General features: G+C 67.3%; 15 protein-coding genes. 6 read left to right on the forward strand and 9 right to left on the reverse strand.

From position 1 onward, the window contains the following. Positions 1-245: 245 nt before the first annotated feature. A complete protein-coding gene (locus tag C892_RS0106710; protein WP_239647288.1) occupies positions 246-1,610 on the reverse strand; it encodes a hypothetical protein in 1,365 nt (454 codons plus the stop codon). An 81-nt stretch (positions 1,611-1,691) separates the two neighbouring features. Here C892_RS0106710 and C892_RS0106715 point away from each other — a divergent pair, with 81 nt between their 5' ends. Further along, positions 1,692-2,267: a TetR/AcrR family transcriptional regulator gene (locus C892_RS0106715; protein ID WP_193374746.1), complete on the forward strand. Its 576-nt coding sequence runs from the start codon at positions 1,692-1,694 to the stop codon at positions 2,265-2,267. 171 nt (positions 2,268-2,438) lie between these two features. Next, complete coding sequence (locus C892_RS0106720) at positions 2,439-3,032, forward strand: hypothetical protein (RefSeq protein ID WP_152513355.1); 594 nt, start codon at positions 2,439-2,441, stop codon at positions 3,030-3,032. Between the two features lie 262 nt (positions 3,033-3,294). Here C892_RS0106720 and C892_RS31230 read toward each other — a convergent pair whose 3' ends face one another. Both C892_RS31230 and C892_RS0106725 read right to left on the reverse strand, forming a co-directional pair. Next, the gene (locus C892_RS31230) at positions 3,295-5,070 is read right to left on the reverse strand and encodes a PQQ-binding-like beta-propeller repeat protein (RefSeq protein ID WP_152513356.1); all 1,776 of its coding nucleotides are present in this window, start codon (positions 5,068-5,070) and stop codon (positions 3,295-3,297) included. 758 nt (positions 5,071-5,828) lie between these two features. Beyond that, on the reverse strand, positions 5,829-6,215 hold the full coding sequence (locus tag C892_RS0106725; protein ID WP_017556596.1) for a VOC family protein: 387 nt from the start codon (positions 6,213-6,215) through the stop codon (positions 5,829-5,831). Between the two features lie 294 nt (positions 6,216-6,509). Here C892_RS0106725 and C892_RS0106730 point away from each other — a divergent pair, with 294 nt between their 5' ends. Together C892_RS0106730 and C892_RS0106735 are read left to right on the forward strand one after the other, a co-directional pair. Next, positions 6,510-7,172, forward strand: a complete 663-nt coding sequence (locus C892_RS0106730) for an L-2-amino-thiazoline-4-carboxylic acid hydrolase (protein ID WP_017556597.1) — start codon at positions 6,510-6,512, stop codon at positions 7,170-7,172. A gap of 260 nt (positions 7,173-7,432) precedes the next feature. Further along, the gene (locus tag C892_RS0106735) at positions 7,433-9,145 is read left to right on the forward strand and encodes a hypothetical protein (protein ID WP_152513357.1); all 1,713 of its coding nucleotides are present in this window, start codon (positions 7,433-7,435) and stop codon (positions 9,143-9,145) included. 259 nt (positions 9,146-9,404) lie between these two features. Here the strand turns inward: C892_RS0106735 and C892_RS0106740 are convergent, their stop codons facing one another. Beyond that, positions 9,405-9,788: a DoxX family protein gene (locus C892_RS0106740; RefSeq protein WP_017556598.1), complete on the reverse strand. Its 384-nt coding sequence runs from the start codon at positions 9,786-9,788 to the stop codon at positions 9,405-9,407. A 159-nt stretch (positions 9,789-9,947) separates the two neighbouring features. On the opposite strand from C892_RS0106740, the gene C892_RS0106745 reads away from it, so the two are divergent. Then, on the forward strand, positions 9,948-10,841 hold the full coding sequence (locus C892_RS0106745) for an RNA polymerase sigma-70 factor (RefSeq protein ID WP_017556599.1): 894 nt from the start codon (positions 9,948-9,950) through the stop codon (positions 10,839-10,841). On the opposite strand, the gene C892_RS0106750 is transcribed toward C892_RS0106745, so the two are convergent. Continuing rightward, positions 10,832-11,767 (reverse strand): zeta toxin family protein, encoded by a 936-nt coding sequence (locus C892_RS0106750; RefSeq protein WP_017556600.1) that lies wholly within the window; start codon positions 11,765-11,767, stop codon positions 10,832-10,834. The two genes, C892_RS0106745 and C892_RS0106750, sit on opposite strands and share 10 nt — an antisense overlap. A 99-nt stretch (positions 11,768-11,866) precedes the next feature. Continuing rightward, positions 11,867-12,298 carry a MerR family transcriptional regulator gene (locus tag C892_RS0106755; protein ID WP_017556601.1) on the reverse strand — a complete coding sequence of 144 codons (432 nt, stop codon included), beginning with the start codon at positions 12,296-12,298 and terminating at the stop codon, positions 11,867-11,869. A 46-nt stretch (positions 12,299-12,344) separates the two neighbouring features. Here C892_RS0106755 and C892_RS0106760 point away from each other — a divergent pair, with 46 nt between their 5' ends. After that, on the forward strand, positions 12,345-13,310 hold the full coding sequence (locus C892_RS0106760) for an oxidoreductase (protein ID WP_017556602.1): 966 nt from the start codon (positions 12,345-12,347) through the stop codon (positions 13,308-13,310). On the opposite strand, the gene C892_RS0106765 is transcribed toward C892_RS0106760, so the two are convergent. From C892_RS0106765 to C892_RS0106775, 3 genes are all read right to left on the reverse strand, one after another. Then, positions 13,307-14,209: a lamin tail domain-containing protein gene (locus tag C892_RS0106765; RefSeq protein ID WP_338040835.1), complete on the reverse strand. Its 903-nt coding sequence runs from the start codon at positions 14,207-14,209 to the stop codon at positions 13,307-13,309. The genes C892_RS0106760 and C892_RS0106765 overlap by 4 nt on opposite strands. Before the next feature lie 173 nt (positions 14,210-14,382). Continuing rightward, positions 14,383-15,144 (reverse strand): enoyl-CoA hydratase/isomerase family protein, encoded by a 762-nt coding sequence (locus C892_RS0106770; protein WP_017556604.1) that lies wholly within the window; start codon positions 15,142-15,144, stop codon positions 14,383-14,385. 78 nt (positions 15,145-15,222) lie between these two features. After that, a complete protein-coding gene (locus C892_RS0106775; RefSeq protein ID WP_017556605.1) occupies positions 15,223-16,131 on the reverse strand; it encodes a LysR family transcriptional regulator in 909 nt (302 codons plus the stop codon). Between the last annotated feature and the right edge of the window lie 31 nt (positions 16,132-16,162).

Genomic DNA, 16,162 nt, shown 5'->3' on the forward strand with positions numbered 1-16,162 from the left:
CAGATGAACGAGACGGCCCTGAGGAACGGAGCATGTCCATGACCGCACATGACATATCCTGAGGTCCCTTACGACGACGAGAAGGGCGAGGTCAGCGCGACCGTCCGTCCGGCGTGTACTCCGCCCGATCTGACGGCTCCAGGCGGCGGGCGCTTCCACCCAGTGACCTGACGAGCGGCGCGGACTCGCGGCCCGGTCCAGCGGCTTCTTCAGGACTCCCATGGGCCCGTCGGCCGCACGCGCCCTCACCGCGTGGTGCGCGTCGGCCGTCGGAACGCAAGCCAGCCGGCCGCGATCACGGCCAGGATCATGACCGTGTTGTGGGCGTACTTCGGCACCGGGGCGACGTCGCCGAGGAGCGGGAAGTAGGTGAACGCCAGCGCTCCGCGGCCCAGGAGGAAGGCGAATGCCACGGTCGCGCTGTGGCGGAGCGACCATCCCCAGGTCCTGGCCACGACCAGGATGGCGATCCCGAACCCTCCGGTGACGGCCGCGCTCATGAGCACTCCGCCCCAGCTCTCCGTGCCGAAAGAGGGGATCAAGCCCGCGAGGAGCGCGACTGCGAACACCGGCCAGAGGGGCAGTCGGCCCGCGGTCTTTGTGATCACGTGCGCCTTGGAGGATCGCCGCCGGCCGACCAGCGTGGCGGCCACGATGAACGCGGCGACGATGCCGGCTGAGACCAAGAGCTGCGCCGGTGTGCCAGAGCGTGACTCCGGATCGGACAGGATCATCGCGGCGGCCCCTCCGTAGGCCAGTACGGCGACCACCGTCCCGATCGGCCCGAGCCACGGCTTCCGCGCGCGCTGCGGGGCCCACGCCTCGGCGAGGGCGACCGGGGCCGCGAAGCTATAGATCACGTGGCCGGTGACGAAGTTGTAGGCGTTGGACGCGCTGATGCCCAGAGCCGGGATGAGGGTGCCCTGCCGCATCTCCTCCCAGCCCTCGTATCCCTGGTAATCGACGCTGAACATCGACTGGTCGATCAGACAGGCCTGGGCCGTGCCCAAGGCCGCGAACACCAGGAGCAGGCTGGGCCAGCCCCATCCGAGCCTGCGCACGAGATCGCGGGCCACCAGCGCCGGAGCGCCATAGAGCGCACCGAAGAAGACCAGCGCGAATGCGACGGCGCCTGGATCCCCGGTGTTGTCGCTGTAGGCGGTGAGGAGTTCCGCACCGATCCCGCACATGCAGAGCAGGCCGACGATCTGGGCGGGGCGGGTCCAGTCCCGGCTCGGGCGGTCGGTGTCCGGCCAGCGCGTGATCAGCTGCCGGACTCCCGCGAAAGCGGCAACGCCCAGTGCGGCGAACTGGATGACACGGATCCCGAGCACGATCGCGGTGCGTGCGCCGTCCGGCTCCGTGCTGAGTGCCGTGATCGCAGCCGCGACGGCGATGGCGACCGCCAGGAGCGCGATTCCCGCGCCGATCCGGCTCGGTAGCACCCGAGCGGCCACGGCGGCTGCCAGCAGCACTGGTGCCGTCAGCGGGAGGCTGATCGGACCGTCGAGCGGCGGACCGACGACGACCAGCATCCCGCTGGCAAGCGCGGCGATCACCAGGCATGCGGGCAGCAGCCAGGCGGCTCGTACTCCAGCAGTGAGACTCATGAGCGCCAGTTTGACACATCAATGTCGCAAAAAATGACGCGCAGGTCCTGCTCCGTGGTCACGGCGACCTACAATCGCCCCATGTCCCGGACCAACACCGACCCGTCCCCGACTGCGCGCCGGACCCGCAGACTGATCGTTGAGGCCGCGATCGAGACGCTCGCGGGGAACCCTGCGGCCACGCTCGCGGAGATCGCCGACGCCGGCGACGTCAGCCGGTCCACCCTGCACCGGCACTTCACCGACCGGAGCGACCTGCTGGCCGCGATCGACGAGGAGTGCCGCGTCCGGTTCGCGCATGCGGTCGAGGCGGCACGGCTGGGTGAAGGAGGCGCGCTGAACTCGCTGGACCGCCTGGCGCAGGAGTACCTGGGACTCGGGTCGGTACTCGGGCTGGTGTTCGCCGACAACGCGCCCGTCGACCCCGACGTCTGGGAGGACAGCGAAGAGCGCGATCAGACTCTGAGCGCGGTGATCGAACGCGGGCAGCAGGGCCATGAAATCGACCCCGAGGTCTCCCCGACCTGGGTGATCACCACGTTCTGGGTGATGCTCTTCGGAGCCTGGCTGGCGCAGAAGAGCGGGATGAGCCGTAGGGACGTCAGCGTCCAGCTGTCACGCACGTTCCGCAAGGCAGTGGGGCCGGGCGAGCCCTGAGGTTGGTCCTGGAACTCCGACTCCACTTGAGGGTGCTTCCCAAGAATCTTATGGGACATATTTGCGGTGGCACGAGGATGTAGCCGGATCCTTGAAGTGTGAAAATTATGAGGATCTGTCTACTTGTCTTCCGGATGGGGAATCCGCTGATGATAGAGCCGAGGGCGAGGGATGAGAGTCGAGCAGGAGCGCTACGGACTACTTGAACGAGGGCTTGCTCTGGCGTGCGCAATGTTCGTCGCGGGCTGCACGCCCCTTGATGTGGGGAACGGGCAACACGCCCCTGCAAGCCCGGCCGAAGAAGAATATACCCCCCTAAAGAATGTCTGGTTCACTCGGCAGATTAAAGTTCAGATTCTTGAGTATGAGCTTGTGGAGATTGGTAGCCCAGAATGGAGGAAGAGGCTGTCGTACGCAACGGATGAACACCGGCGGTACTTGGAGCGTGCAGGGATCCTCGCCGTGGAGGAGGGTGGGGTCAACGTTGAAGTTGATCAGAGTGCGTGGAGGGATATGGGGAAGTTGGCCGAAAAGGAGGATATTCCTTACTCAGTGCTCCTGTCCAGTATCGATCAAGGACTGTCGGACATAGTTGATTCCGGCATCGTTGAAGTGTGCGGTAATGAAATGACCGGAAAAGAACTTGTGGATGAGTACCTAGAGGGGCGGAAGGGGTTATTCGACGAGAGAAGTGACTATATTGCAGATATAGATGCATTCATTTCCTGTGATTACTCTGAGGAAGTGATGGGCGAGATCTTTTGAGCAGCAGATCTCGACGTCGGCGAGCTGGCAGATATCGCTTCTGTTCGTTCCGTTGTGGGGAGAGAGGAAGGTGATCTTCTGCCTTCCGGATCCCTTCCACTCTCCGACCAGATCATTGCGTTCGGTCCTGTCGGGCACGACGATATTCGTCGTAGTGGAGGTCGAGACGTTGCCCGCCCCTCCTTCTAGGGCCCCTATTTAAGACACCCACCAGGCTGATCGGCTCCGGCAGCTCCAAGGGCCATCCTGTGGTGTCTGCCTTCTAGCTCTCTCCTGACACGGGTTCGATCACGATCCCTGTGATCTCAGTCGTCTGGACGTCTCCTTGGGGAGTATATTCGCCTCGCGTGCCGACCAAGAAGGACACATCGCTACTCGCAAATTCGCTCTGATTGCCAAGCGGATGAATCTCTCCTTGAACCTCTAGAGAACGTGTGAGAGAAAGTGATTGCCTGTCGAAGACTGACACTGTGAGGTCAGTGTTCTTCTGGTCTTCGGAGGCTCGAGGGACGACGACGTGGTCAGAGGACAGGTGTATGCCATTTGAAATGTAGCCCTTCACGTCACCGATCGATGCACTTCCATCACCACTGAGGCTCTTGATGTGAATCTCTTTCGTTTCCGTTCGTTCTACTACTGTCTGCCTTGAGTCGAAGTCAATGATGTGTTCCCCTGCAGATTGACTCCTCGCCTGTCCCAGTACCTCCCCCTCCTCGGGGGAGAAGACCGGCGCTTGACGTTGCCCCTTGAAACTCTCCAGGAGAAACTGCGATGGATCGTAGCCGAGGAGGCTTGCCTCGTCGGAGCCCGTCAGGACATTGAGTCCACTGCCTTCGGAATCGAGGCCGGTCGCCCAATCGTCGGTCCACATGGTCCTTCCACTGCCCGCATCTAAAGCGACTATCTGTACTGTCCCGGATTCTGACTCGGTTCCACTCATGGAGGTGGAATCCCGAGTGCAGTAGAGGGAGACGATCACCGTATCCGAAACCGCGGCTATCGGACTGCTCTCATTCTCCTCGGAAGGAAGCATGCAACCTGCTGGGATTTCGTAGCGCCAGTCACCCGAACCGGACGATGAAGCTATCGGATCGGAGGATATGATCCGGCCTTCCTCCGCTGTCGATATCACACCATGCGGGGTCAGAGGGGCAGATGGTCTTTCCAGTAATGCTCCGAGAGCACGAGCAGTTCCCGTATCCTTCATAATTCCAGATTTGGGGTCCAAGACCCTCAGCTCCCAGCGGTCTTCGTTCCTGCGTTCCGGAAATGCTAGATCAGTGCCGTCGCTACTCAAAGCAGGCATGGCTATTTCCGATGAGCGATACTGCCACTCGACTTCGCCTGTCGCTGAATCTACACCGAACAATTCTCTGATTTCTAGGCCGTCCCCGACCCCAACGACCATGGTGCGTCCGGCCGACCATACATCTGAAATGTATTCGCCATCCGGTGTTTGCCAAGTCCATGTATCACTGTCGATCGTCTGTCCCGAGGAGCCGGCAGAGGAAACCACATGTTTGGGGAGATCATCGCGGAGGACGAATACAGTTGATCCCCCTATGAGCATGATTGCGACAGCGCATCCCCCGGTTAGTAGAGCTGCCCGGCCTAACGGGAGGCTTGAGGCTGGGATTCCGACTATAGCAACGAGGAGCGACGTAGTCAGTACCGTGCAAAGGCCGACTGATGTAAGCGCAGTGGGATACATGTAAATGTCTCCTGGCGTCGCCGCCTCAAGAGGCGGACCCGTAGGAAAACAAACGAATAGGAAGCAGGTCGCCCCGATTGCGCCCATCACCCCCGCAAGGACGACCCTCCAGCCCTTAATATCCCGACGGTGTCGGCCTGAGTAAATTGCTCCCCAGAGAAGACCGCTAGAGAAAACTACTCCGAACGCGTTGGCAAGGAGATATGGTGCGGCATCCTCAATAAGGACTGTAAAAAGAAGAGCAAGTGTGGCGCTTCCAAAGAAGATGAATTGCGCCAAGGCTGTCCCCAGGAGAGTCCCGCGTAGGATTATGGGGGCCAACATCATAAACCCATCTCTCTAGCCCTGGCCTTCGGTTAGGCTGTTTTCCCTCTTCCGGTCGTTAGGCTGATGTAGTCTCTGTCCGCGGAACGGCAAGGCATGGCGATATGAATACATTGAAGGGTGAGTCTCTCCTGGATGAATAGCTTGAAGCTCAAGCGACGTCTTTCTATTGTATCGTCGATCGCGGGTGCCGTGATAATTGTTTACCTCTTGGCATTTCCTTCTTCTGGTTTTCAGTCGAATCATGCAGAATGGGGGTGTCTGAGTCTAAAATCACGTGCTCGTCTGCGATGATGGCCGGACCGGGGTTGCATGAAAGCCGGGTCTGAGACGTGGACGACGGAGTGTCTGGAGATGGAGCATATGCGGATAATTTCTGTATCGCTCGTCGAGTTCAACGGCTATCCCTGGCATTGCTAATTATGATCCCGACTATATTCACCGGTGTCCTGGCTCTGACCCGCTACAGGGGGGATCCTGGCGGGAGATAAAGGGGGTCCGAGCCTCTGGTGGCGGGTCCGGGGAGGACTGAATCGCGACCTTGGGACGCTGATACGGGAGTTGCTGAGGATAAGGGGTATGTTCACAATCTGTGTGACGCGCGCCGTGTGCAGCGATTGTCGATCGCTGTCATTGTCGTGATTCCAACAATCTTCGCTGGAGTCGTGGCGGTGACTCGTTATAAGGCGTTGCCCCACGAAGAAGCGGGGAGCGGCGGGAACGGGTAGTTTCCAACTGTCCGGGGTGTCGCGTTGGTCGGATTAAGGGTGGCGAGTTGCCAGGACGCAGAACTCATTGCCCTCGGGGTCGGTGAGGACGGTCCAGGTTTCCTCTTTCTGGCCCATGTCGGTGTGCCGGGCGCCGAGGGCCTGTAGGCGGGTGACTTCCTCTTCCTGGGATCTGTCGGTGGGGTTGACGTCGATGTGCAGTCTGTTCTTGACGGTCTTGCCCTCGGGGACGGCGGCGAGGGTCAGTGCCGGCGGGATCGGGCCGGGGCGCTCTTTGAGGTCGGGCTGTGTGCTGGGGACGATGGTGACGACTCCGTCCTCTTCGTCCAGCACCTCGTAGTCGAGCACCGCGCACCAGAAGCGGGCCAGGCTCCCGGGGTCGGCGCAGTCGATCGCTAGTTCCGTGAACCTGCTGGCCATGGCAGGACCTCCCAGGTGTACAGACGGTCGGAACGCGGGTTCAGTGTTTCGGAGAGGGGCCTGGTGCTCCAACGGTTTTCGGAGTGGGTGGCGCCGGAGCCAGGGGCGGAGTGAGGGATGGACGCGTATCCGCGGCGCGTGGCACACTGCCGACGAAAATTCAGGACAAGCATTGTCAGCGCCCGGTGGTCGGTGGAGCGCGCTGGCCTGCTCGCTCGGTGCGGGCTCGGCCAGTGACCCCCGGGAGTGGGATCGCGGTCGTGTGCGTGCCGAGCCGTACACGGAAGGACCGTCATGTCCACTGACCAGTTCGGGCTCGCCGAGGACACCTACGTCCCCGACCCCGACCGCGATACGACGCTGCTCCTCGACGCCTTCTACGCGGCCCTGAGGGAGCACACCCGCCCCCGGGACCTCACCTCCGCCCTGCGGGCGCGCCAAGCGTCGCTCGAAGAGGCGAACCGCTCCCTGATCGTCGATGCGCCGGCCCGGCAGAACCTGCGCTTGGCGACGGCACTGGTGGCCGCCTATGAGGTGCTCCGGCCCGGGGTCGGTCGGGAGGCGGCCGTCGAAGCGGTCGGCGCCGCCCTCAACGAACCGTTCGGTGACGCCGTCAGGGAAGGCACCAGGGCGCGCCTGGACGAGGCTGAGGACGCGTTCCTGTCCATTGTCGAGATGAGCAAGGCCCGCGAAGAGCACGCCTTTGGGAAGGGCTTCGTCTTCGACCGCACGGTCGACGATGACGAGCGCTACCACGTGGAGGTCCGCCGCTGCTTCTTCCATGACGTGATGGCGGCCAACGGGACACCGGAGCTCACCCCGATCCTGTGCGCCTTCGACGCCAACTGGATCGACGCCATCGACCCGGACGAGCACGGGTTCCGCTTCGAACGTCCCACCACCATCGGCACGGGAGGGACGCACTGCCCCTTCCACTTCGAACGGACCGCACGGTAGGGCGGCCGGGTCGGTGCGTATCGGCTTGTTGAGGGCCGGGGGAGGAACCGTGGGGTGTCGCCCTGCCGAATGTGCGGCTGAGGGGTGGTGCCCCATCCTTGCTCAACCCATGAGGGGCTCCCAGATGTGGGTTGGCGGGTCCTGCCGCGCGCGGGCCGTCGGGGAGACGGTGCCGAACGTGCCTCACCCCTCTGGCTCAGCGCCCAGACTGGAGGGGAGCGTGTACTGGAAGCCTTCTGGGCCGATCGCAGCGTTTGGGCATGGGGCCTCGACTCCAGGCTCCCCGCGACGACCAGGTCCCGGAAGAAGGAGCGTCCCCACCCCGCGCCATGGGCCCGCGGGCGCTCGCCGAAGAAGTGGTCCCCCTGCTGGGCCGGCCACCGGAGGAGCGCGAGGCCCTGATCGAGGGCGTGGCGTCCGAGGACGGCGGCTTCACCGGCGAGCCCGGTGCCCTTCTCCCCGGTAACGAGGTGCTTCGGCTGCCCGGTGGCCCGAGCCACCCCTTCACGCCCCCGTCGCTGGGGGTGCGGCCCGACGCCCCCAAGGTCGCGGCCTCTCGTGCGGGGCTGCGTGACTGGGAGGTGCCCGCACTCGTCCTGCATCCCGGCGACGCCGCGCCCCTCCTGCGCACCTTTCGCACCTCGGCCTCGGGGGCGGGGAGCGTCTCCCTGCCCCATGTGGAGGTGCTGCTGCGCGCGGCCGAGTCCTTCGCTGCCGCGCGCCGGGTCGTGCCGCAGTGGGTGGAGGAGGCCGATGAGGACATGGGCACCACCTCCTTCGCTCCCCGGGCTCGGTGGCGCCCCGTGCTCGACCCGCAGGCACTGTCCTGGCTGCGCTCCTACGCCGGGGCGGTCCCTCCGCTGCTGCGTGCCCACCATGCCCCAGAGGACGATGACCCCTGGGAGGCGGGTTCGGCCGTGGTCGTCGACGCGTTGGAAGCGCTGTGCGCCTTCACCGACCAGGCGGTGCGCGAGCGCCTGCACGGCCGGGAGTTCCGCCTGCCGGCCGGCCCGCGGCTGTACGCGGACTGGGTGAGAGGGCTGCTCCTCGATGACGGGGCGGTCCCCGAATACGTCTGGGGGCGGGAGCAGAGCCTCTTGAGCGAGCGGCTGTCGGAGTGGTTCGGCGTCGTTCACCGTCAGGCGGGGGCGGTGCGGCCGGCCCTGCGGCTGGTCGAGCCCTATGCCCTCCTGACGGACGGGGACGGCGAGGAAACAGAGGGCGCGGAGCCCGGTGGCGAGCCGGAGCTGCTCATCGCCGATGAGGACGCCTCATGGAGGCTGGAGGTCTGGGTCCAGTCGGTCGATGAACCCTCCCTGATGCTCACCTTGGAGGATGCGCGCGCCGGAGAGGGCGCCGACTGGCTGCCCCGCGACCACGCTTCGGCCCTTGAGGCCGCGCTGGTACGGGCGGCGGACCTGTACCCGCGCCTGGAGCGCGACGACGTCCGGGAACGCGGAGTCTGCACGCTCGACACGGCACAGGCCTGCGAGTTCCTCACCCGGTTCGCCCCGTCCTTGGGAGAGGCCGGTATCGGTCTGCTGCTGCCCCCGTGGGCGGGCACCCGGGAGACGGCGGCCGTGCTGCGCCTCGATGAGCCCCATGAAGGGGCGATCGACGGCGACCCGCTCCTGCTCCTGGGGTGGCACGGGGTCTCGCCTTCGCTGCTCATGGAGGAGCTGGAGTCGGCCCTCGGCGGTCGCGTCCGCCCACGAAGGGAGCTCGAGGTCGAGCTGGTGCCGCTGCCGGAGCAGACCGCGGAGTTCTGGGCCCCGTCGGAACCGCTGCCCTTCCCCGCTCCGGTTCGCCCGTTCACCCCGCTCGCCCACTGGGAATCGCCCATCCCCGTGTTGGCGGAGGCCTTGGAGCCGATTTATGAGGCGATGGGCGAGACGGTTCCCGGGGACGAGGACCGTGCCGTTCGCCCCGGGGCCGGCCGCTCGGGGGAGAGTGGGGCCGGTGTCGGGGAGTGACCGACGCCCCTCTGGGCGCGGTTCCACGGCGGGGGTGTCCGCGACGTGGCGGCGGTCGGTACGGGATCGGTGCCGGCCCGGCGCCGAGTTGCCTGTTTCGAGAGTGGTCGAAGGGCATTGCCGGGCGGGTACAGGGGCGACGACCATGGGATCGCTTCCGGCCCGATGCGTCGCTGGATGGCGCTGAGGTCACTGCCGTTCGTCACCCTGGCGGTCCGTTCCCGCCAGGGCGGCGATCCCCCGTTCCCCGGTCGCGCCCTCAGCCCATGAAGGACTCCGGCCCGAACCGGCCCCAGGCCACGAAGGCCGCCACCGCGAGGTAGAAGACGTTGCCTACGATGCTCACCGGCTCGCGGCGGCGTGCGTGCACGATGATCGCCCCGATCATCACCAGGGCCAGGCCGACGGCGGCCAACGGAACGAAGACCGTCCCGAACCCCACCAGCGGAGGCACGACGAGTCCCACGGCGGCCAGGACTTCGAGTGCGCCGATCGTCTTGATCGCGGACGGGCTCCAGTTCTCGGCCCACCTTCCGAAACTGAGCGCAGTGATCTTCTCCTTGGGGACGACGACTTTGGCCGCGCCTCCGATCGCGAACGCGAGGGACAGGAAGCCGGCGGCGATCCACAGTGCGAGGTCCATGTCATCTCCTTGAGGGCGGATGAGGTCCTTCACCGTGATGACGGAGGGCCGGCGGTGTGTGTGACAGCTTCGCCGTTCCGCCGTCGCCAGGGCGCGTCACACGGCATTGGGGTGCCGCGTCTAGAGGAGGAGATGGCCGCCAGGCGAGAGGAGCACGCAATGGTCGACCCCCGACCGGACCCCGCGACGGAGTCCTTCGTCCGCCACCGCAACCTGCTCTTCACCGTCGCCTACGAGATGCTCGGCTCTGCGGCGGACGCGGAGGACGTGCTTCAGGAGACCTGGATGCGGTGGTCCGGCGTCGACTTGGCGGAGGTGAGGGATCACCGCGCATACCTGGTCACCATCACCACGAGACAGGCGCTGACGCGCCTGCGCATTCTCGGCCGCCGCAAGGAGACCTACGTCGGCCAGTGGCTGCCCGAGCCCCTTCTGACGGCGCCCGACGTTGCCGAGGACGTGGAACTGGCGGACAGCATCTCGACGGCGATGCTGCTGGTCCTGGAGACCCTCGGCCCGACCGAGCGCGCGGTGTTCGTGCTCCGCGAGGTTTTCGACGTGGGGTACGCCGAGATCGCCGAGGCGGTGGGCAAGTCCCAGGCCGCGGTGCGGCAGATCGCCCATCGGGCGAGGGTGCACGTGGCCGAGCGGCGCCCGCGCGGTATCGCTTCCCCCGAGGAGACCAGGAGCGTGACCGCGGCCTTCCAACGGGCGGTCGAGACGGGCGACCTCCAAGGACTGCTCGACATCCTTGCCCCGGATGTCGTCGTCCTGGCCGACGGGGGCGGAGTGAAGCAGGCGGTCCCCAAGCCGGTCGTCGGCGCCGATCGGGTCGCACGCCTCTTCAAGGCCGGCCTGAACCGGCTGTGGGCCGAGGTGTCCGTGGAGACGTCCTGCGTCAACGGGCGGACGGCACTGCTGCTCCGCGTGGACGGAGAGGTCGACAGCGTCGTGACACTGCGGATTGAGGACGGCCTGATCACCGGCATCTACACCGTGCGCAACCCGGAGAAGCTGTCCCACATGGAGCGGGAGTTCACGGTTCAGCGCTGAGGGCGCCCGCTCTCGTGGAGGACGCCGCCGTCGCGGTCGAGGACGTACATCGCGTCGACGTTCGGCGATTCCTCAAGGTGTGCGGCGACGTCGGGGATGTTCGCGTAGAACTCGTCGTGGAGTTCCGGGGGCACCCAGCGTGCGTAGCCTTCCCGGTCCCGCTGGCGCTGGTAGCGGTGCAGGATCCCCAGGCGGCTGTTCGCCTCATGCGTCGACACGAAGGCGACGCTCACGTGGTATCCGTGCCGCTTGAACCCTTCGACCCAGGAATCGGCCCACTCCCTCCGCCCCAGAGGGTGACTGGCGATGACGTCGTACTTGACCTCACCGGCCCTCAGGTGCTCCAGGCACCTGTCGTGGAAGTCCTCGGGCAGCTGATGCGCTGCGGTCGTGTGGCCGAGATGGGGGTCCTGGCGGACGATCTCCTGGAAGCGCGGATGGAAGAGCGCGTTGTCGTCGCCGTCGTAGACGGCGGTGTGGTCGGGGAAGGCGCGGCGTGCGATGTCCTGGGTGAGGGTCTTGCCGGAGCCGGGCTGCCCGCCCAGGATCAGGGCGCGGGGCGGTGAGCCGTCCGGGCGCTGGGGGCCGCTGGGCGGGGTCAGATCGCGGATGCGCAGGTCCAGTGCCCGGGCCATTTCAGCCGGTTCAACGGGGGAGGGGGCCGTCGGTGCCGCGTTCTCTCCGCTGGGCGCGTAGCGGCGTTGCAAGGCACCGCAGATCCCCGTGTAGTCCTGCACGGTTCCGATCAGCTCGTCCCTGCTGAGGAACGGGATCCGGCGTCTGGCAGCCAGGTGGGGGAGCGGGTCTGCGGCGAGAGCGTTCGCGAGTGTGAAGGCCTGGGAGATCATGGCGCGGGCATCTTCGCGGAGCTGCCAGTCGGGGAGCTCGACCAGTGGGTGGCCCCAAATGTCGGAATCAGCACTCATACGCATTCGCTCCCGCGTCGGAATTGGTGGGTGAGGACGCGCTCAGCGTGGCGAGGGGTGACAAGGGTGTCAATGCTCAGGCCACAGGTGGCCCATGGGTCAGGTGGTCGGGTCCCAGAGGCCCTCGGCTTCTCCGCGGGACAGGTGGTCGGTGTAGATGCCGACCTTCCAGGAGATGAGGGAGCGGCACTCTTCGAGCGCCTGGATGCGGGCCTCGACGCGGCGCTGGTGGGCGTCCAGGAGGTGCAGGCGTTCGGCCTCGTTGCCGGGGCCGGCGCGGACCAGTTCGGCGAAGCGTTCGAGGTCGGCCAGGGGCATCCCGGACTCGCGCAGCTTGACGCAGATCCGCAGCCACTCGACGTCGGCCTCGGTGTAGCGGCGCCGCCCGCCCGCGGTGCGGTGGACGGGGCCGACCAGCAGGCCCTCGCGCTCGTAGAAGCGCAGCGCGTGCACGCTGAGGCCGGTCCGCTCGGCCACCTCGCCGATGCCCAGGGAGCCCGCCCGGGATCCGGTCGTCGCCATGCCCGCCACCTTAGGGCTTGATCTAGAGTTCGCTCTAGTTCCTAGGGTCGCCGGCATGACCACTGGACATCAGCGGCCGCTCGGGTCGCCCTTCTCCGCCGACAGCACCGCCGAGGACGTCCTGGCGGGCCTGGACCTCACCGGGACCACCGCCGTCGTCACCGGGGGCTCCTCGGGGCTCGGACTCGCGACCGCGCGGGCCCTCGCCGCGGCCGGCGCGCGCGTCATCGTCCCCGCACGCCGCGAGGGCGCAGCCCGGGACGCTCTCGCGGGCCTGGGGTCCTGCGAGGTCGTCCCGATGGACCTGACCGACCTGGCGAGCGTTCGATCCGCCGCAGCGCGGATCGGTGAGGCCGTCGAGCGCGTCGACCTCCTCATGGCCGTCGCCGGCGTCATGGCCACCCCCGAGCGGCGTATCGGCCCCGGCTGGGAGGGCCAGTTCGCCGCCAACCACCTCGGCCACTTCACGCTGGCCTGCGAGCTCTACCCCCTCCTGGCAGCGGGCGGCGCGCGCGTCGTCGTCAACAGTTCGGCCGGGCACACCCTGACCGGCATCCGCTGGCGCGACCCGCACTTCCGTGCGGGTTACGACAAGTGGCTGGCCTACGGGCAGTCCAAGACCGCGAACTCCCTGTTCGCCGTGGGGCTCGATGCCCTGGGGCGCGACGACGGCGTGCGTGCCTTCGCCCTGCATCCCGGAAAGATCATCACCGGACTCCAGCGCGAGATGTCCGTCCGGGAGCAGATCGAGCGGGGATGGATCGATGAGCGGGGCGAGGTGGTCGGAGACGGTTTCAAGACGCCGTCCCAGGGTGCCGCCACGGGGCTTTGGGCGGCGACCTCGCCCATGCTCAAGGGGCGGGGAGGGCTCTACCTGGAGGACTGCGACGTCGCACGGGTCTCAGAGCCTGAGGAGCCCATGGACGACGGCGGGGTGCGGGAGTACGCCATCGCCCCTGAGGCCGCCGCGCGCCTGTGGGAGGTGTCGTGCGCGGCGACCGGGGCGCTCCCCGTTCCCTAAGCGCCGGTGGCCTCGCTGCCGTAGCGGTAGTCGGAGACCAGAATCTTGCCGGTGTCGCGCAGCTCGGCGACGTCGCCCTTGTCGTTCCAGATGGCGCGCCCGCTGCCGAAGGACAACCCGCCCCATTCGGGGCGGACCTCGTTGGTGTAGACCCGGAACCGTCTGCCGGGACCCACGATGTACTGGGGGAGCGTGAGCTCCTGGCCTGCGTCGCCGGCCGAGACCGTCCAGCCTTCGACGTTCACGGCGAGCGCACTGGAGTTGAGGATCTCGACGTACTCGTCGGACTGCATGCGCGCCACCTCACCCTTGTACTGCACCGTGGTGATGCGCAGCTCGGGGCGGTCGGCCCGGAGCGCCACCGCCATCAGCCTGGCCGTGGTGTCCCGGCCCTCCGGGCAGGGGAAGTGCGGTGTCCACGGTGCCACTTCGGAGGCGTCCTTGTGCTCTGGCACGCACCTGGAGAGGAAGAAGCGGTAGGGGAGCCCCTCGACCTGTACCTCGTCCTCGATCATGTCCCACACGGTGACGACGTCGTCGACCGGGCCGTTCAGGTCGGGGGTGTCCTGTCGGGAGAACCCCCACCGGAAGGTCTGGGCCGACGCCCCCTCGAACGCGATCGTCATTTCCAAGGGCAGGGTGAAGCCCATGGTGTGCTCGCTGAGACGGTTCTCGTGGGTGAAGGTCGAGAGGAGGAACTCCGAGCCGTCCAGAGGGACGTCGCCCCTGCGGCCGTGGAACTGCAGTGCGCTCTGAGGGCCGGACGGGTCCGGAGCCCCCCAGGCGATTCGATCCGTTCCGAACCCTTGGAAGTCGATGGTCCGGTAGTTCATCGATGGATCCTGCCAGGTCCCTGAGATCGCGGCGATCGGCATCGGCAGTCCCTTCCCAGCGCGCATGGCCTGTGAGGCCGGCAGTGTCGGTCCGCGATCCGGCCACAGGCCCGACTGTGAGGGAGGGGCGGAGCACTGGCAACGGCCGGTGGCGGGCCTGCTCCGGCCACGGAAGGAGACCAACGGCCCACGACATGCGTGCGGTGATCTGCTCCGCTGAGCGGCGGCCTGTGGAGCGGTCAGTGGAATTCAGGTCGCCGCTTGGCGGTGAAGGCGGCGACGCCCTCGGCGAAGTCGGCGCTGGCATAGCCGGCGTCGTAGAGCCCCCGCACCTCGTCGTCCTCCTCGTCGGCGCCGTCCTCGATGCGTTCCAGGATGGTCTTGGCGGCGCGGAGCGTCACCTGGGAGCGTTCGGCGATGGTGCCGGCCAGCTCGGCGACGCGGGCGTCGAGGTCGTCGGCCACCTCGTTCACCAGCCCGATGCGCAGGGCCTGCCCGGCGTCGAGCTGCTCCCCGGTGAACAGGATCTGCTTGGCCCACGCCGGCCCCACCAGGTCCGCGAGGCGCTTGGTGGGGCGGTGGGTGTAGACCACCCCGAGTTTGGCCGGAGTGACGGCCATCCGGGCGTCGTGTGCGGCGATGCGCATGTCGCAGGCGACGGCCAGCTCGCACCCGCCCCCGATGCAGAAGCCCCGCACCGCGGCGATCGTGGGCTTGGGGAAGGAGGCCACGGCGGCCTCGGCCGCGTCGGTGACCGCGTTGAAGCGGCGGCCGTCGGCGGGGCTTCGGACGGCGCCGAGTTCGCCGATGTCGGCTCCGGCCGAGAAGTGCCTCCCGCCGCGGAGCACCAGGACCCGGACGCCGTCGTCGTCGGCCGCCTTGTGGAGCAGTTCCGGGATCAGCGACCACATCTCGACGGTCATGGCGTTGCGCTTGGCGGGGCGGTCGATGGTCAGGAAGGCCACCGGGCCGTCAACGTCGAGGCGCACGTTCTCACTCATCGGGACGCTTTCATGATCGCGGACTGCGGTCCCGTCAGTATGCCGTCGTGCCGTCCCCACGGAACGCCCAGGGCCGGGTCAGACGGTCTCCCGCCGGGCGGCCTGCTCCTTGAGGGCGGCGACCAGCGTCCGGACGTGCGGAAGGTCATGGCGGGCGCGTGTGACGACCCCGAAGAGGCGGGTCGGCGCCGGCGGCGCGATCGGTACGGTGCGCACCCCCGGGACCGGCGGTGCGAGGGCGATGGAGGGGACCAGCGAGATCCCCGTGCCGGCGGCCACCAGGGAGCGGGCGAAGAAGTAGTCGGTGGTGGTACCGCGGACCTCGGGGGCGAACCCCGCCTGCTCGGCGAAGCGGCGCAGGTAGGCCTCGGTCTTCAGACACCCCAGCACCCAGGGCTCGCCCGCCAGTTCGGCCAGGTCGACCTCCTCGCGGGCGGCCAGCGGGTGGTCCTCGCGCAGCACGGCGTGCAGCGGGTCCTCCAGCAGCCCCTCCCAGGCCAGCCCCGAGTCCGGCCCCAGGCGCCCGGGCAGCGGACCGTCGAAGCGGTAGGCGAGCGCGAGGTCCGCCGTGCCCTGGCGGACCAGCGGCAGGCTGCTCTCTGGCTCGGCCTCCCTGATGTGCACCTCGGTGTCGGGGTGGGCCGCCGTGAGGCGCGCCAGCGCGTCCGGCAGCAGGAGCCGTCCCCCGCTGGTGAACGTGGCCACGGTGAGCCGGGTGCGGCCGCCGGCGAGCCGGTCGACCTGGCGCCGGGCGTGTTCGAGCTCGGCGGCCACCGATTCGGCGGCGCCCACCATGACCCGCCCCGCGCGGGTGAGCGTGGCCCCGCGGGTGCTGCGCGCCACCACCCGGGCGCCCAGGCTCCGCTCCAGGGCGGCGACGTGCTGGGAGACCGCTGAGGGGGTGAGCCGCAGGGCGTCGGCCGCCCGGTTGAAGCTGCCGTGCTCGGCCACCGCCCGCAGCACGCGGAGCCGCTGGACGTCGATCAACAGTTCTCCTTAATACCCGTGCAGTGAATGG

It is taken from the genome of Nocardiopsis baichengensis YIM 90130 (genome assembly GCF_000341205.1).
Taxonomy (GTDB): domain Bacteria; phylum Actinomycetota; class Actinomycetes; order Streptosporangiales; family Streptosporangiaceae; genus Nocardiopsis_A; species Nocardiopsis_A halophila.